The organism is Geodermatophilus sp. DSM 44513 (assembly GCF_032460525.1).
In the GTDB taxonomy this organism is placed as follows: domain Bacteria; phylum Actinomycetota; class Actinomycetes; order Mycobacteriales; family Geodermatophilaceae; genus Geodermatophilus.
Window position 1 is genome coordinate 1,406,696 of record NZ_CP135963.1, and the last position, 14,212, is coordinate 1,420,907.

Annotated in this window: 9 protein-coding genes and 1 tRNA gene; 3 read left to right on the forward strand and 7 right to left on the reverse strand. The window is 75.2% G+C overall.

The window, feature by feature from the left end; translation table 11 throughout:
• Nucleotides 1–5: 5 nt before the first annotated feature.
• From RTG05_RS06890 to selD, 6 genes are all read right to left on the reverse strand, one after another.
• Nucleotides 6–971: a zinc-binding dehydrogenase gene (locus RTG05_RS06890; RefSeq protein ID WP_166528017.1), complete on the reverse strand. Its 966-nt coding sequence runs from the start codon at nucleotides 969–971 to the stop codon at nucleotides 6–8.
• 66 nt (nucleotides 972–1,037) lie between these two features.
• Nucleotides 1,038–2,153: an ABC transporter ATP-binding protein gene (locus RTG05_RS06895; protein WP_166528018.1), complete on the reverse strand. Its 1,116-nt coding sequence runs from the start codon at nucleotides 2,151–2,153 to the stop codon at nucleotides 1,038–1,040.
• A gap of 31 nt (nucleotides 2,154–2,184) precedes the next feature.
• Nucleotides 2,185–3,492 carry an ABC transporter substrate-binding protein gene (locus RTG05_RS06900; protein WP_166528019.1) on the reverse strand — a complete coding sequence of 436 codons (1,308 nt, stop codon included), beginning with the start codon at nucleotides 3,490–3,492 and terminating at the stop codon, nucleotides 2,185–2,187.
• A 69-nt stretch (nucleotides 3,493–3,561) separates the two neighbouring features.
• Nucleotides 3,562–4,410: a carbohydrate ABC transporter permease gene (locus tag RTG05_RS06905; RefSeq protein ID WP_166528020.1), complete on the reverse strand. Its 849-nt coding sequence runs from the start codon at nucleotides 4,408–4,410 to the stop codon at nucleotides 3,562–3,564.
• A complete protein-coding gene (locus tag RTG05_RS06910) occupies nucleotides 4,407–5,399 on the reverse strand; it encodes a carbohydrate ABC transporter permease (protein ID WP_315912398.1) in 993 nt (330 codons plus the stop codon). Before RTG05_RS06910 ends, RTG05_RS06905 begins: the two co-directional genes overlap by 4 nt.
• Nucleotides 5,400–5,722: 323 nt before the next feature.
• Entirely contained in the window at nucleotides 5,723–6,730 is a 1,008-nt protein-coding gene (gene selD / locus RTG05_RS06915; protein WP_166528021.1) for a selenide, water dikinase SelD, read from the reverse strand.
• 23 nt (nucleotides 6,731–6,753) lie between these two features.
• Here selD and RTG05_RS06920 point away from each other — a divergent pair.
• The 3 genes from RTG05_RS06920 (at nucleotide 6,754) to selB (ending at nucleotide 10,111) form a co-directional block, all read left to right on the forward strand.
• A tRNA-OTHER gene (locus RTG05_RS06920) sits at nucleotides 6,754–6,849 on the forward strand.
• Nucleotides 6,850–7,034: 185 nt separating this feature from the next.
• Nucleotides 7,035–8,345: an L-seryl-tRNA(Sec) selenium transferase gene (gene selA, locus RTG05_RS06925; RefSeq protein WP_166528022.1), complete on the forward strand. Its 1,311-nt coding sequence runs from the start codon at nucleotides 7,035–7,037 to the stop codon at nucleotides 8,343–8,345.
• A 20-nt stretch (nucleotides 8,346–8,365) separates the two neighbouring features.
• Nucleotides 8,366–10,111 carry a selenocysteine-specific translation elongation factor gene (gene selB, locus RTG05_RS06930; protein ID WP_166528023.1) on the forward strand — a complete coding sequence of 582 codons (1,746 nt, stop codon included), beginning with the start codon at nucleotides 8,366–8,368 and terminating at the stop codon, nucleotides 10,109–10,111.
• Between the two features lie 24 nt (nucleotides 10,112–10,135).
• Here selB and RTG05_RS06935 read toward each other — a convergent pair whose 3' ends face one another.
• Nucleotides 10,136–13,996: an alpha/beta hydrolase domain-containing protein gene (locus tag RTG05_RS06935; RefSeq protein ID WP_166528024.1), complete on the reverse strand. Its 3,861-nt coding sequence runs from the start codon at nucleotides 13,994–13,996 to the stop codon at nucleotides 10,136–10,138.
• Nucleotides 13,997–14,212 lie beyond the last annotated feature (216 nt).

A 14,212-nucleotide genomic window follows, 5' to 3' on the forward strand; every position in this document is an offset into this window, starting at 1 on the left:
CGGGCTCAGAGGGTGAAGACGATCTTGCCCGCGGTGCGTCCCTCGTGCATCCGCGCGAAGCCCTCGGCGGCCTGCGCGAGCGGCAGCTCCACGTCGATGACCGGGCGGACGCCGGTCACCGCGCACATCCGCACCAGGGACTCCAGCTCCTCGCGGGTGCCCATCGTCGAGCCGATCACCGACAACTGGGTGAAGAAGACCCGGTTGAGCTCGGCGCCGGGGTTGAAGCCGGTGGTCGCACCCGAGGTGACGATGACCCCGCCGGGCCGCAGTGACTTCACGCTGTGGCTCCAGGTGGCCTCGCCCACGGTCTCCATGACGCCGTCCACCCGCTCGGGCAGCCGCGCGCCGGTCTCGAACGCCTGGTCCGCGCCGAGGCCGAGGGCCGCCTGCCGCTTCTCCTCGCTGCGCCCGGTCACCCACATCCGGAACCCGGCCGCCCGCCCCAGCACGACCAGCGCGGTGGCCACGCCGCCGCTGGCGCCCTGCACGAGCACCGTCGCGCCCGGCCGCAGCCCGGACTTGACGAACAGCATCCGGTAGGCGGTCAGCCACGCCGTGGGCAGGCAGGCGGCCTCGGCGAAGGTCAACCCGCCGGGCTTCGGCACCAGGTTGCGCCGGGGGACGGCGACCCGCTCGGCCATCGTGCCCTGGTGCAGCTCGGAGAACAGCGAGCGCTTGGGGTCCAGCGTCTCGTCGCCGGTCCAGCCGGGGCTGGCGACCACGCCGTGCACGACGACCTCGTTGCCGTCCTCGTCCAGGCCCGCGGCGTCGGTGCCCAGCACCATCGGCATCCGCTCGGCCGGCAGGCCGACGCCGCGCAGGCTGAACAGGTCGTGGTGGTTGAGCGAGGCGGCCTTGACCTGCACCGTCGTCCAGCCGTCGGGCACCTCCGGGTCAGGGCGCTCACCGACCTCCAGCACGGACAGCGGGTCCTCGGGGGCGGGGGCTGAGACGAAGACGGCGAGCATGGCCGCGAGCATGTCACCGCGGCCCTTGGGGTCGCACGGCGGCGGGGCCCGGGCCGCCAGCTCCCCTCACCGGAGCAGCGCGAGCCCCTCGGCGTCGAAGGCCAGCACCTCGTCGAGGTGGACGCACAGGGCAAGCTCGGACCCCTCCTGCAGGTCCTGGCGCTTGTCCAGCCGGACGACGAGGTGGTCGGCGCGCACGGCGCCGTCCGGCACCAGGCCGACCGGGTCGACGTAGGCGAAGACCTCCGAGCCCAGCCGCTCCACGCGGGCCACCCGCACCAGCAGCCGGTCGGTCCGGCCGGCGGTGTCGGCGGCGCTGCGGCCGACCACGTCGACGCCCTCGGGGCGGATGCCCACGGTGACCTGTGTGTGCCCCGCGCCGGCGGCCGGGAGCGGCACCTGCAGCGACCCGGTGAGCACCGCCCGGCCGTCCCGGACCGGCACCCCGTCGACGAGGTTGATCGACGGCGAGCCGATGAAGGCGGCGACGAAGGTGTTGACCGGCCGCTCGTAGAGCTCGGTCGGGGAGCCCACCTGCTGCAGCCGCCCGTCCCGGAGCACGACGACCCGGTCGCCCATGGTCATGGCCTCGGTCTGGTCGTGGGTGACGTAGACCGTCGTGGTGCCCAGCCGCTCCTGCAGGCCGGCGATCTCCGCGCGGGTGGACACCCGCAGCTTGGCGTCCAGGTTGGACAGCGGCTCGTCCATGCAGAAGACCTTGGGGTCGCGCACGATGGCCCGCCCCATCGCCACCCGCTGCCGCTGCCCGCCGGACATCTTGGCGGGCTTGCGGTCCAGCAGGTCCCCGAGCTGCAGGACGCGGGCCGCCTCGGCCACCCGGGTGACGATCTCGTCCTTGGGGACGCCGAGGTTGCGCAGCGCGAACGCCATGTTCTCCCCGGCGGTCATGTTGGGGTACAGCGCGTAGCTCTGGAACACCATGGCGACGTCGCGGTCCCGCGCCCGCCGTCCGGTGACGTCGACGCCGTCGATGAGCACCCGCCCGGAGGTGACCGGCTCCAGTCCGGCCAGCATCCGCAGGCTGGTCGACTTGCCGCACCCCGAGGGGCCCACGACCACGAGGAACTCCCCGTCGTGAACCTGCAGGTCCAGCCCGTCGACGGCCGGCCGGTCACCGGGCGCGAACGACCGGGTCACCTGCTCGAAGGTCACCGAGGCCATGCCCGGCCCCCCTCCCGCGTGCCGTGCCCGGTCACAGCAGCGGCTCGATGTCGCGCTCGAAGACCGTCCGGCTCTCCTCGCCCAGCGCGGTGAACACCGTCTCCACGTCCTCGCCGCCGGTGGTGACCCGGTCCAGGCCGGCACCGATGCGGGCGCCGCCACCGGGGAGGAACACCCGGGCGTAGTCCTGCGACTGGGTGTTCGCGCCGAGCTGCTCCAGCGCGGTGCGGGCGTTCGGGTTCTGCTCCAGGTACGTCTGGGTCTCGGGGGTGTCGATGGCGTCCTTGCGCACCGGCATGTACCCGGTGGCCTGGGTGAAGGTGACGGTGTTCTGCGTGTCGGTGAGGAAGGCGATCAGCTCCATGGCCTTGGTCTTGCGCTCGTCGGAGATCCGCTGCGGGATCGCCAGGCCGGCACCGCCGGTCGGGCAGCCGGGGGGCGGGCCGGGCAGGAAGGCGGTGCCGAACTCGAAGCCCGCGGTCTTGGTCAGCCCGCCGAGCGAGCCGGTGGACTGCAGCAGGCAGGCGGCCTGCCCCGCGCTGAACTGGCTGTTCGGGTCGTTGGAGATGGCGATGTGACCGGCGCGGTACCGGTCCTGCAGGTAGCGGCCCGCCTCGAGGGACTCCGGGGAGGTGAACGTCGGCTCCCACTCCTCGGAGTAGGCCCCGCCGAAGGTCCAGATCATCCCCTGGAACTGCCAGTCGAGGTAGTTGCTGCCGTCGGGCAGCGCCATGGGTGCGATGCCCGGGTTGGCCTCGGCCAGCCGGGGTGCCCACTCGGCGAACTCCGCCCAGGTCTCCGGGCCGCGGTCGGGCAGCCCGGCGGCGGCCCACATCGGCTTGTCGTAGTAGAACAGCGGCGTCGACCGGGCGTAGGGCAGCGCGTAGTTGCGTCCCTCGAACTCGTAGTCCGAGACCAGCGAGTCCACGTAGCCGCCGACGTCCAGCCCGGCGGCCGACCACAGGTCGTTCATCGGGGTGATGGCGTCGGTGAGGGCGAAGTTGAACCAGGTGACGTCGGAGGCGAGCACGACGTCGGGCAGCTCCCCGCCGGACAGCGCCGCGTTGAACCGCTGCGCGATCTCCTCGTAGCTCTTGCCGGCGGTGACCAGGTTGACGGCGGTGCCGGTCTGGGCGGTGTAGGCCTCCAGCAGCTGGGTCTCCACCGGCTTGGACTCACCGGGGTGGTTGGACCACATGGTCAGCGTCTCCACCGGCCCGGCGCTCTCCTCCGATCCGGAGGACGCCGTGGAGCCGGTGCCGGCGCAGGCGGACAGCCCGACCGCGCCGAGGGTGAGCCCGCTCAGCTGGAGGAACCTGCGGCGGTCGAGGGGGTGCATGGCTGAGCTCCTGTCGTCGGTGGACCGGGGTGGTGCGGGAGGGGGGAGGGGGTGGGTGCCGCGCGCGGGTCAGCCCTTGACCGCTCCGGCGGTCAGGCCCTTGATCATGTGGCGCTGCAGCACCAGGAAGATCACCAGGATCGGCAGCATGGTCACGACCGTGCCGGCCATGACCGGGCCCCAGTTGGTGAGCCCGGCGGTGTCCTGCAGCTGGGCGAGGCCCACCGGCAGCGGCGCGGTGGAGGCGTCGTCGGCCATCAGCAGCGGCCAGAGGTACTGGTTCCACTCGTTGACGATGGTGATCAGCGCGAAGGCGACCAGCGTCGGCCAGGACATCGGCAGCACGACCCGCCACAGCATCTTCAGCGGTCCGGCGGCGTCCATCTCCGCCGCCTCGAGGATCTCCCTCGGCAGCGACAGGAAGTGGTTGCGCATCAGGAACGTCCCGAAGGCCACGCCGGCCAGCGGCACGATGATCCCGGCGAAGGTGTTCCGCCAGCCCAGCTGGGCCACCAGCGCGTAGTTGCTGATCACCGTCACCTGGTTGGGCACCATGAGGCTGGCGATCACCACCAGCAGCACCAGGCTGCGCCCGGGGAAGCGCAGGAAGGCCAGCGCGAACGCCGAGAGCACCCCGAGGGTCACCTGCACGACCGTCAGGACGGTGGTGATGAGGATCGAGTTGCGCAGGTAGTCGGTGAACGCCACGCCCGTGCCCACGCGCAGGTAGTTGTCGCTGGTCAGCGGGTCGGGCAGCCAGGTGACCGGCACGGTGTAGATGTCCGGCCGCTCCTTGAGCGAGGTGACCAGGATCCAGTACAGCGGCAGGGCGACCACGACGACGACCAGCAGCAGGCCGAGGTACCCGCCGACGCGGGCCAGCGGGCGGTCGCGCTCGTGCGCGGCGGGGGTGCTCACGCCTCCCGCCCCCGCTCCATGACCCGGACCTGGACGAGGGTGATGACCAGCAGGCCGAGGAACATGATCGTGGCCACCGTGGCGCCGTAGCCGGCCCGCTGGTTCACGAACGTCTCCTGGTAGACTTGGTAGACCATCGTCGTGGTGCCGTTGCCCAGCGGGCCGCCGCGGGTCATGACGCTGATGACGTCGAAGACCTGGAAGCTGTTGAGCAGCACGGTGATGAGCAGGAAGAAGGTCGCCGGCCGCAGCTGCGGCCAGGTGACGTGCCGGAACCTCGTCCAGCTGGACGCGGCGTCGATCTCGGCCGCCTCGTCCAGTTCCGGCCGCCGCCCCTGCAGGGCGGCCAGGTAGATGACGAAGGTGTAGCCGAGGTTCTTCCAGACGTAGGTGGCCGTGACCATGAACAGCGCCCAGTCCGGGTCCTGGTAGAAGTCCGGAGCCGCCACGCCGACCCGGGCGAGCAGGTCCTGCACCAACCCGAAGGTCGGGTCGAAGACGAACTGGAAGGCCACGCCGACGGCCGCGCCGGCCAGCACGAACGGCGCGAAGACCAGCGACCGGACGGCGTTGCGGCCGAACAGCCTCTGGTCCAGCAGCAGGGCGAGCGCCAGGCCGATGACCATCGTGCCGACCACGGCCGAGCCGGTGAAGACGACGGTGTTCCAGAGGACCTGCCGGCTGTCCTCGCTGGTGAGCCACTCCACGTAGTTGTCGACGCCGATGAACTCCGCGGTCGGCGAGGAGATGTTCCAGCTGGTGAAGGACAGCCGGATGTTGTCCAGCAGCGGGCGGTAGGTGAACACCACCAGCAGCACCAGGTTGGGCAGCAGGAACGCCGCGGCGATCAGCAGGTCCCGCCGCCGGTTGCCCGGCGGGTCGGCCGCCGCGCCCCCCGACGCTCGCGCCGGGGGAGGCGCCGGGGTGCCGGCCCGCGGCGTCGACGCCACGACCGCGCCCGGGGCAGCGGTGATCGGCTCGGCACTCACGACCGGGACCCTGTCCGGGCGCGGTGAACGGGGGGAGGCCGACTCCGGCCAGGAGGCGCACCGTTGGGTGAACACGCAGGTCGGGTCGCGCGTCACACCCCGTTCGGTGGCCCGGCGGCTGTCCGCGGACGGTCACAACAGTCCGCCCCCGCGGCCGTCAGCGGACGACGACCCGGGTCCGCTTCCGCGCCGCGGTCCGCTCCTCGCTCGCTGGCGCTCGCTGCGATGCTCCCGCGGCTGTCAGCGGACGACGACCCGGGTCCGCTTCCGCGCCGCGGTCCGCTCCTCGCTCGCTGGCGCTCGCTGCGATGCTCCCGCGGCTGTCAGCGGACGACGACCACGTGCTCCCCCCGCGGCACGAACTCCCCGATCACCGGCGCGCCGGGCACCTCGCCGCCGAGCAGCAGCCCGCCGGAGGTCTGCGCGTCGGCCAGCAGCAGCGCCTCGTCCTCGCCGACCGCGGACAGGTCGGTGTGCGGGCGCACCCAGTCCAGGTTCCGCCGGGTGCCGCCGGAGACGAAGCCGGCGGCCAGCGCCTCGCGTGCCCCGGCCAGGTAGGGGACGGCGGCCGCGTCGACCACTGCGGTCACCCCGCTGGCCCGCGCCATCTTGTAGAGGTGGCCCAGCAGGCCGAACCCGGTGACGTCGGTGCCGGCGCGGATGCCCGCGGCGACCGCGGCCCGGCCGGCGTCCCGGTTCAGGGTCGTCATCGCGGCCACCGCCTCCGCCGACTCCTCGCCGGTGGCCTTCACCCGGTTGTTGAGCACACCGATCCCCAGCGGCTTGGTCAGCGACAGCGGCGTCCCGGCGACGGCGACGGAGTTAGTGATGACCCGGTCGACGTCGACGACGCCGGTCACCGCCATGCCGTACTTGGGCTCGGGGTCGTCGATGGAGTGCCCGCCGCCGACGTGGCAGCCCGCCTCGTGGGCGGCCGCCAGCCCGCCGCGCAGCACCTCGGCGGCCAGCTCGGCGGGCAGCACGTCGCGCGGCCAGCCGAGCAGGTTGACCGCGACCACCGGGGTGCCGCCCATCGCGTAGACGTCGGACAGCGCGTTGGTCGCCGCGATCCGGCCGAAGGTGTAGGCGTCGTCGACGACCGGGGTGAAGAAGTCCGTGGTCAGCACCAGGCCCTGCCCACCCGCGGTGCGCACGACGGCCGCGTCGTCGCCGTCGTCCAGCCCGATGACCAGCTCCGCGGCCGGGTCGACCGGGCCGGTGGCGGTCAGCCCGGCCACCACGGCCTCCAGCTCCCCGGGCGGGATCTTGCAGGCGCAGCCGCCGCCGTGCGCGTACTGGGTGAGCCGGGTGCGAGCGGGGGCGGTCGTCACGCCTCCACCGTAGGCTGGCCGGCGGAGGCGTCAGGGCGCCTGGTGGCCCCCGCGGCCTCTAAAGCCGACGTGGCCGAGCACCTCGGTCAGGCGGGTTCGATTCCCGTCCGCCTCCGCCATCCCGCCCACCGGCCGGGGCCGCGCGCCCCGGCCGGTGGCCGGCACACCCCCGGCACCGGGCCTCCTCCCGACGGCGCCCGGGACGCCCGACCTCCCCGGCCGGACAGTCGTGCGCCACCGGATCGCGCCTGCCGCGGAGCCGGGCCGCCCGGCTCCGCGGCGGACCCGCCTACCCTCGGCGCCGATGAGCACCGACCCCCGCCGGCGGGTGCCGCGCACCGACACGCTGCTGGCCGACCCGCAGGTGGCCGCCGCCGTCGGCCGGCTGGGCCGCGAGCTCGTGAAGGCCGCCGTCCAGGAGGTCCAGCAGCGCGTCCGGGACGGCGCCGTCGCGCCCGAGGGCGCCGTGGCCGCCGTCCTGGCCGGCCTGCCGACGACGCCGAGCAGCCTGCGCCCGGTGCTCAACGCGACCGGCGTGCTCGTGCACACGAACCTGGGCCGCGCGCCGCTGTCCCCGGCCGCGGTCGAGGCGGTCGTCGCCGCCAGCGGCACCACCGACGTGGAGCTGGACCTGGCCACCGGCCGGCGCGGCCCGCGGGGCGAGGCGGCCCTGGCCGCGCTGCGCGAGGCCGTGCCCGCAGCGCAGGCCGCGCTGGTGGTCAACAACTGCGCCGCGGCGCTCGCGCTCACCGCCACCGCGCTGGGCGGGGAGCTGGTCATCGCCCGCGGCGAGCTGGTGGAGATCGGCGACGGCTTCCGCATCCCCGAGCTGCTGGAGGCCACCGGCGCGCGCCTCCGCGAGGTCGGCACGACCAACCGGGTGGCGCTCGAGGACTACACCCGCGTGCTCGGCCCGGACACCGGCGCGGTGCTCAAGGTGCACCCGTCGAACTTCGTCGTCCGCGGCTTCACCCGGGCCGTCGAGGTGGCCGAGCTCGCCGCGGGGCTGGCCGGGACCGGCGTCCCGCTGGTCGCCGACGTCGGCTCGGGCCTGCTGCGCCCGCACCCGGCGCTGCCCGAGGAGCCGGACCTGCAGACGGCGCTGGCCGACGGTGCCGACCTGGTGCTGGCCAGTGGTGACAAGCTGCTCGGCGGGCCGCAGGCCGGGCTGGTGCTCGGCCGCGCCGACCTGGTGCGGCGGCTGCGCCGCCACCCGCTGTACCGCGCCCTCCGGGTGGACAAGACCACCCTCGCCGCGCTGGAGGCGACGCTGCGCGGCCCGCGCCCGCCGGTGCAGCGGATGCTCGCCGCCGACGTCGACGGGCTGCGCGCCCGCGCCGCCGCGCTCGCCGCCCGGCTTGCCGCCGCCGGCCTGGACGCGGTCGCGGTCGAGTCGCAGGCCCGCGTCGGCGGGGGAGGGGCGCCGGAGCACCCGCTGCCCAGCGCCGCCGTCTCGCTGCCCGAGGCGTTCGCGGTGCCGCTGCGCGCCGCCACCCCGCCGGTGGTCGGCCACGTCGCCGGCGACCGCACCCTGCTCGACCTGCGCAGCCTGGCCCCCGCGGACGACGACGCGCTGGCGACCGCGGTGCTGGACGTGGCCCGCCGGTGGACGTGACCGGCACGGACGGGACCGGTATGGACGTCATCGCCACCGCCGGGCACGTCGACCACGGCAAGTCCACGCTGGTCCGCGCGCTCACCGGCATGGAGCCCGACCGGTGGGAGGAGGAGCGCCGCCGCGGGCTGACCATCGACCTCGGTTTCGCCTGGACGACGCTGCCCTCGGGTCGCCGGCTGGCGGTCGTCGACGTCCCCGGGCACGAGCGCTTCGTCGGCAACATGCTCGCCGGGGTGGGGTCGGTGCCCGCCGCGCTGGTCGTGGTCGCGGCCGACGACGGCTGGTCGGCGCAGACCGCCGAGCACGTCGCCGTCCTGGACGCCCTCGGTGTGCGGCACGCGCTGCTCGCCGTCACCAAGGCCGACCTCGCCGACCCGGCACCGGTGCTCGCCGACGCCCGGGAGCGGCTGGCGGCGACCTCGGTGGGCACGGTGCCCGGGGTGGCCGTGAGCGCGCCGACCGGGCGGGGCGTGCCCGAGCTGGCCGCCGCCCTGGAGGCGCTGCTGGCCGGGCTGCCGTCGCCGGACCGGGACGCGCCGGTGCGGCTGTGGGTCGACCGCGCGTTCCCGGTCAAGGGCGCGGGCACGGTGGTCACCGGGACCCTCGCCGCGGGCCGCGTCGCCGCGGGCGACCGGCTGGCCCTCGGTGGCCGGGAGGTCGTCGTCCGCGGCCTGCACTCGCTCGGCCGGCCGGTCGAGCGGGCCGGGGCGACCGCCCGGGTGGCGCTCAACCTGCGGGGCACCTCGGTGGAGGAGCTGTCCCGCGGCGACGCGCTGCTCACCCCCGGCGCGTTCCGCGACACCGCCGAGCTCGACGTCACGCTCGCCCGCGAGGTCGACGACCGGCTGCCCGCCGAGGTCGTCGTGCACGTCGGCTCCGCGGCGGTCGCCGCACGGCTGCGCCCGCTGGAGGGGACGTCGGTCCGGCTCCGGCTGGCCGCGCCGCTGCCGCTGCGGGTCGGGGACCGGCTGCTGCTGCGCGACCCGGGGGCGCGGCGGGTGCACGGAGCCGACGTCCGGGACGTCGACCCGCCCGAGCTGCGCCGCCGCGGCGCGGCCCGCCGGCGTGCCGAGGAGCTGGCCGCCCGGCCGGACGGCGCGGCGGGCGCGGCCGCCGAGCTCGCCCGCCGGCGGTTCGTCCGGGCCGCGGACTTCGCCGCGATGGGCTGGCCGCAGCCCGACGGGGCGACGACCGTGGGGCCCTGGCTGCTCGCCCCCGGGCTGGCCGACGAGCTCGCCGCGACGCTGCCCGGGGTCGTCGCCCGCTACCGGCAGCTGCGCCCGCTGGAGCCGGGGCCGCCGGTCGCCGTCGCGCGCCGGGCGCTGGAGCTGCCCGACGACGAGCTGGTGCCCGCCGCCGTCCGGCCACCGCTCGCCCTCCGGGAGGGCCGGGTCGTCGCCGCGGCCGCCGGGCTGCCCGAGCCGGTGCAGCGGGCCGTCGACGCCGTCCGCGCCCGGTTGGCCGCCGACCCCTTCGCCGCGCCGGACGCCGAGGAGCTGCGCGCCGCCGGGCTCGGGCCGCGGGAGCTGGCCGCCGCGGTCCGCGACGGGCAGCTGGTGAAGGTCGCCGACGGCGTGTTCCTCGCGCCGGGGGTGGCCGAGCAGGCGCGGGCCCGGCTGGCCGGCGTGCCCGCCCCGTTCACGCTCAGCCAGGCCCGCTCGGCGTGGGGGACCAGCCGCCGGGTCGCCGTCCCGCTGATGGAGTGGCTGGACGCCCGCGGGGTCACCGAGCGGCTGCCGGACTCCTCCCGCCGGCTGCGGTAGTCGCCCGGCCGACCGGTTCCCGGGTCACCCGGCGGCGACGGGCTCCAGGCCGGTGATGCGACCGGGCTCGCTGCCCTGCGCACCGTCGGTGGCCCGGTGGGTGATCCAGTCCTCCACGGCGGCCAGCGCCTGCTCGACGAACGGGTGGACGGCGGCGCCGCCGTGGCCCATCTCCGGGAACAGGTAGGTGCGCAGTGGGGCGTCGTCGCCGGCGACCGAGGCGACCAGCTGCTCGTAGGCGTCGGCCTCCCTGGGCGTGACGATGGTGTCGGCGGTGCCGTGGCCGACGACGACCGGCCGGTCCAGGTCGCCGGTGAGGTCCAGCAGGCGCATCTCGGCCTGTGCCTCCGCCGGGGCCTCGTACGGCTCCCACGCCTCCAGCTCGTCGAGCGAGACCGTGCCGTCGCCGTCCGGGTCGTAGGTGGGGTCCCACTCGCCGATCGAGTCGCTGAGGTAGCCGACGGCGGCCACGTAGGCCTCCGGCCACTCGCGCTCGGAGCCCGGCGCGCGGCCGACGTCGTAGGAGAATCCACCGCGCAGCTGCGCCGGGATCGAGTAGATGGCCGCCAGTGCGTCGGTCTGCTCCGGGGTCAGCGGCGGGTCGACGTCGCTCCCGCCGGCGGCGATGACGTCGCCGATGCGCGGCTCGATGACGTCGTAGTTGCGCAGGAAGACCGGGAACGCCCGCCACATCTCCAGCCCGGAGTTGTAGCCGTACATGCTCACCCCGCCGTCGTAGAGCTCGGGGAAGGACTCGACCAGCCACTTGGTGTGGTGGCCGCCGTTGGAGCCGCCGGCCAGCAGGCTGCGCTCGGGGGCCCGCCCGTGGTGGGCGGCGACCACGCCGGTGGCGTGCTGGGTGAGCTCGGCCAGGCGCCGGCGGGACTCGTGGTAGGAGTCCTCCGGCTGGTCGGCGATGGTCCGACGGTTCCAGCCCTCGTCACTCGCGGCATAGGCGTAGCCGTGGCGCAGCGCGACGTCCTTGTACGTGTCGTCGTTGCTGAACTCGTCACCGGAGAAGCCGCGGCTGGAGGTCAGCAGCCGCCCGTTCCACTCCACGGGCAGCGCGAGCTGGTAGGCGGCGTCGCCGATCGTGCCGTGGACGTAGCGGTGCGGCACGGGGTCCTCCCGCGTCTCGTCGGTGTCCACCACCGGGGTCTGGTCGGCCAGCCGGGTCGCGCTGTCGGTCCCCGGCCCGTCCGGGACGACGAGGACGCGCAGCCCCGGCCGGTCCCGCCCCGGGCCGGCGGACCCGATGGCGTGGGCGGTCTGCACCGAACCGGCCGGGGTCACGACGTCGGCGACCACGGCCACCACCTCGTCGGTCCCAGCGGCCAGCAGGCGCAGGTCGTGCGTGCCGGCGGCCACCCGCAGGGGCCCGCTGTCCGCACCCGGTGCGACCCCGGTGGCGGCCGTGGTCCACTCCCCATCCGGGGTGGGCCGCAGCTGCACGTCGACCGCGCCGAGGTCGGGGACGGCGTGCGCCACCCGCAGGCCCGCGGACGGCGCCTCGGGTGCGGTGGCGTCGGCGAGCACCGACAGCGCCGGCGGCGCGCCGTCACCGGCGGCCGAGCCGGTGACCGTCACCGTCGTCGGCCCCGCGGCGGACACGGTCCCCGCCACCAGCGCGGCGTCGGCGGCGCTGGACGGCGCGGCCCGCACCTCCACCCGGTGGTCTCCGGGACCCACGGGCGTGTGAGCGCCCAGGGTGCCGAACGTCGCCGCCTCGACGACCCGCTCGCCGTCGACCCACACGTCCACCGCACCAGTGCCCGGGGCGGCGTGCAGCACCCGCACCGCGCCGCCGGTCGGGGTGCCGGGCAGCACGTCGGCGGCGTAGGCGGCCTGCACCGCGGCGCGGGCGTCGGCGGGCAGGAGCAGCCGGTCGGCGACCAGCGCGTCGGCCGCGGCGCGCACGGCCTGCACGTACCCCTCGGAGGTGCCGTACAGCTCCTGCAGGGTGGGCCGCTCGTCGCCGTCGGCGGCGTCCGCGGGGGTCCGCGCCAACGGCACCCGCATGCCGGTCAGCCCGCACACGTCCCCGACGGTGTAGGGCTCGGCCTGCAGGTTCCACCCGGTCAGCGTCGCGGTCGGCGCGGCCACCTCGGGCAGCTCCAGGCCGCCCTCGTCGATGCCGACGGCGTCGACGCTCGGCATGCGGACGTCGTAGGGCGCCACGACGTCGGCGTGCCGCCAGTCGTCGATGACGCCCGCGTTGCCCTCGACCTGCGGGCCGAAGTCGCGTTCGGCCGCGGCGTTGTACAGCCCGGTGTACCCGACGCCCGGGATCTCCGGGAACCCGGTCGCGTCCCGGTCGCTGGCGACCAGCGTCCCGTCGGCGATCGACGGCGCGCGGCTCGACGGCGGTTCCGTGCCGTCGACCACCCACCGGTCCAGCGAGACGAGCAGGGCGCGCAGCGCCGGCCCGACGTGGGTGGGGTTGCTCGGCTGCTGGCAGGTCCCCGGCGAGGGGACCGCGCCCGCCGCCGCGAAGTGCTGGGAGCCGGAGACCAGGTACTGGCGCACCGTGTCCGGCAGCGCGACGTCGGAGCCGAACCCGTCGGTGTTCACCAGCGACGCCTGGAACTGCCAGTACTCCGTCGAGCTGTCGGTGTGCACCACCAGGGGGTCGGTGGCCGGCCGCTTGAGGATGCCGTCCGTCCGCCCGGAGACCGGGTCCTGCCGGACGCCGTAGTGGAACGGGAACCCCACGTGGGGGATGTAGCGGTCGCGGTGCTGCGTGGAGAAGGGGTTGGGCTGGGCGAAGCGGTAGTTGAGGAACAGCTTGTGCGCCCCGGGGATGTGGATGTTCACCCCGTCGAACACCGCGCGGCCCTCGGTGTCCTCGTTGAAGCCCTGGTACACGAAGTCCCGCAGGTACATCCCGCTGGAGGAGATGCCCTGGCCCAGCACGTGCGTGACACCGCCGCCGGCGGCCAGCGGGTTCGCGTCGCCGTCGGCGTCGGCCGTCCGGTGCCGCAGGAAGGACACCACGTCGCGCGTCGCGGCGTACCCCAGCCCCATCACCCGGGGGTCGCGGGCGGTGTAGCCGAGCTCGTAGACGGTGCCGGGCCGGAAACCGCCGTCGACGCAGACCGTCTCGTCCCCCTCGAAGCGCCAGGCGTCGGCCGGGACCGTGTCGCCCTGCGGGATCTCCGGTCCGGACGGGCGCGGGGAGTCACTGGGCCGGACGCGCAGCTCCGCGGGCCGGTCGGTGACCGCCGGGTAGCTGGCGAAGTCGGCCGAGCCGGACAGCGGCAGGCACTCGGTGCTGCCGTCGGCGGCGAAGTCGGTCTCGTGGAACTCCACGACGGTCTCGCCGGTGATCGGGCTGCCGTCGGCCTCGGTGGGGACGGGCAGCCGGATCGTCATGCGGTTGTTACCGGGCAGGACGTCGCCCTCCCAGCCGGCCCAGGCGACGGCGTAGCCCTGCTCGAGGAGGAAGCCGGTCCCGAGGTCCGCCACGGTGGACGGGTCGCTGAGCCGGTCCTGGGACGCGACGGAGCTGTTGACGTAGGCGAGCGTCCGCTTGTTGCCGCGGTTGTTGACCTCGAAGAACAGCTTGCCGTTCCACCGGGACCGGTCCTGCGGCACGAGCAGGTAGAAGTCGGTGTCGTAGGCGACCAGGCCGTCGGCGTCGCGGGGCGCCCGGTCCAGGTCGGTGACCACCGCGTTGCGCGGGTCCTCGGGGTCGACCCGGAAGGCGATGGTGCCGACCAGCTTCTCGTAGGCGCCGGCGTCGCCGAAGGAGTGACCTCCGGCCACGACCTCGGAGCGGGACAGGTCCAGGTCGACGGTGGTCTCCCGCTCCTGCGCCGCCGCGGGGGTGGTGCCGAGCAGCGACCCGAGGAGCAGCAGCACGAGCAGGGGGACGGTTCTCCGCATGGCGGGCCTTCTCTCGCACGAGACGGTGGACCGCGACGGAGGAGGCCGGTCGTGCAGACGACGCCGCGTCGGGCCGGGTAGAGAACGTGACGACCGTCACCCCGGGGGTGCGGCCTGTCAAGCCCGCGGGCGTGTCCGGGGCGCACCGGGGGTGACGGTCGGGCCCCGGGTGTCGACCCCGGGGTGCTCGTGCTCTGCCCACGGTGGTGGGCAGAG

Excerpts from the sequence above, each read along its gene's own strand:
- RTG05_RS06890 (WP_166528017.1), bottom strand. The coding sequence starts at position 971 with ATGCTCGCCGTCTTCGTCTCAGCCCCCGCCCCCGAGGACCCGCTGTCC.
- RTG05_RS06895 (WP_166528018.1), bottom strand. The coding sequence starts at position 2,153 with ATGGCCTCGGTGACCTTCGAGCAGGTGACCCGGTCGTTCGCGCCCGGT.
- RTG05_RS06900 (WP_166528019.1), bottom strand. The coding sequence starts at position 3,492 with ATGCACCCCCTCGACCGCCGCAGGTTCCTCCAGCTGAGCGGGCTCACC.
- selA (WP_166528022.1), top strand. The coding sequence starts at position 7,035 with ATGAGCACCGACCCCCGCCGGCGGGTGCCGCGCACCGACACGCTGCTG.
- selB (WP_166528023.1), top strand. The coding sequence starts at position 8,366 with ATGGACGTCATCGCCACCGCCGGGCACGTCGACCACGGCAAGTCCACG.
- RTG05_RS06935 (WP_166528024.1), bottom strand. The coding sequence starts at position 13,996 with ATGCGGAGAACCGTCCCCCTGCTCGTGCTGCTGCTCCTCGGGTCGCTG.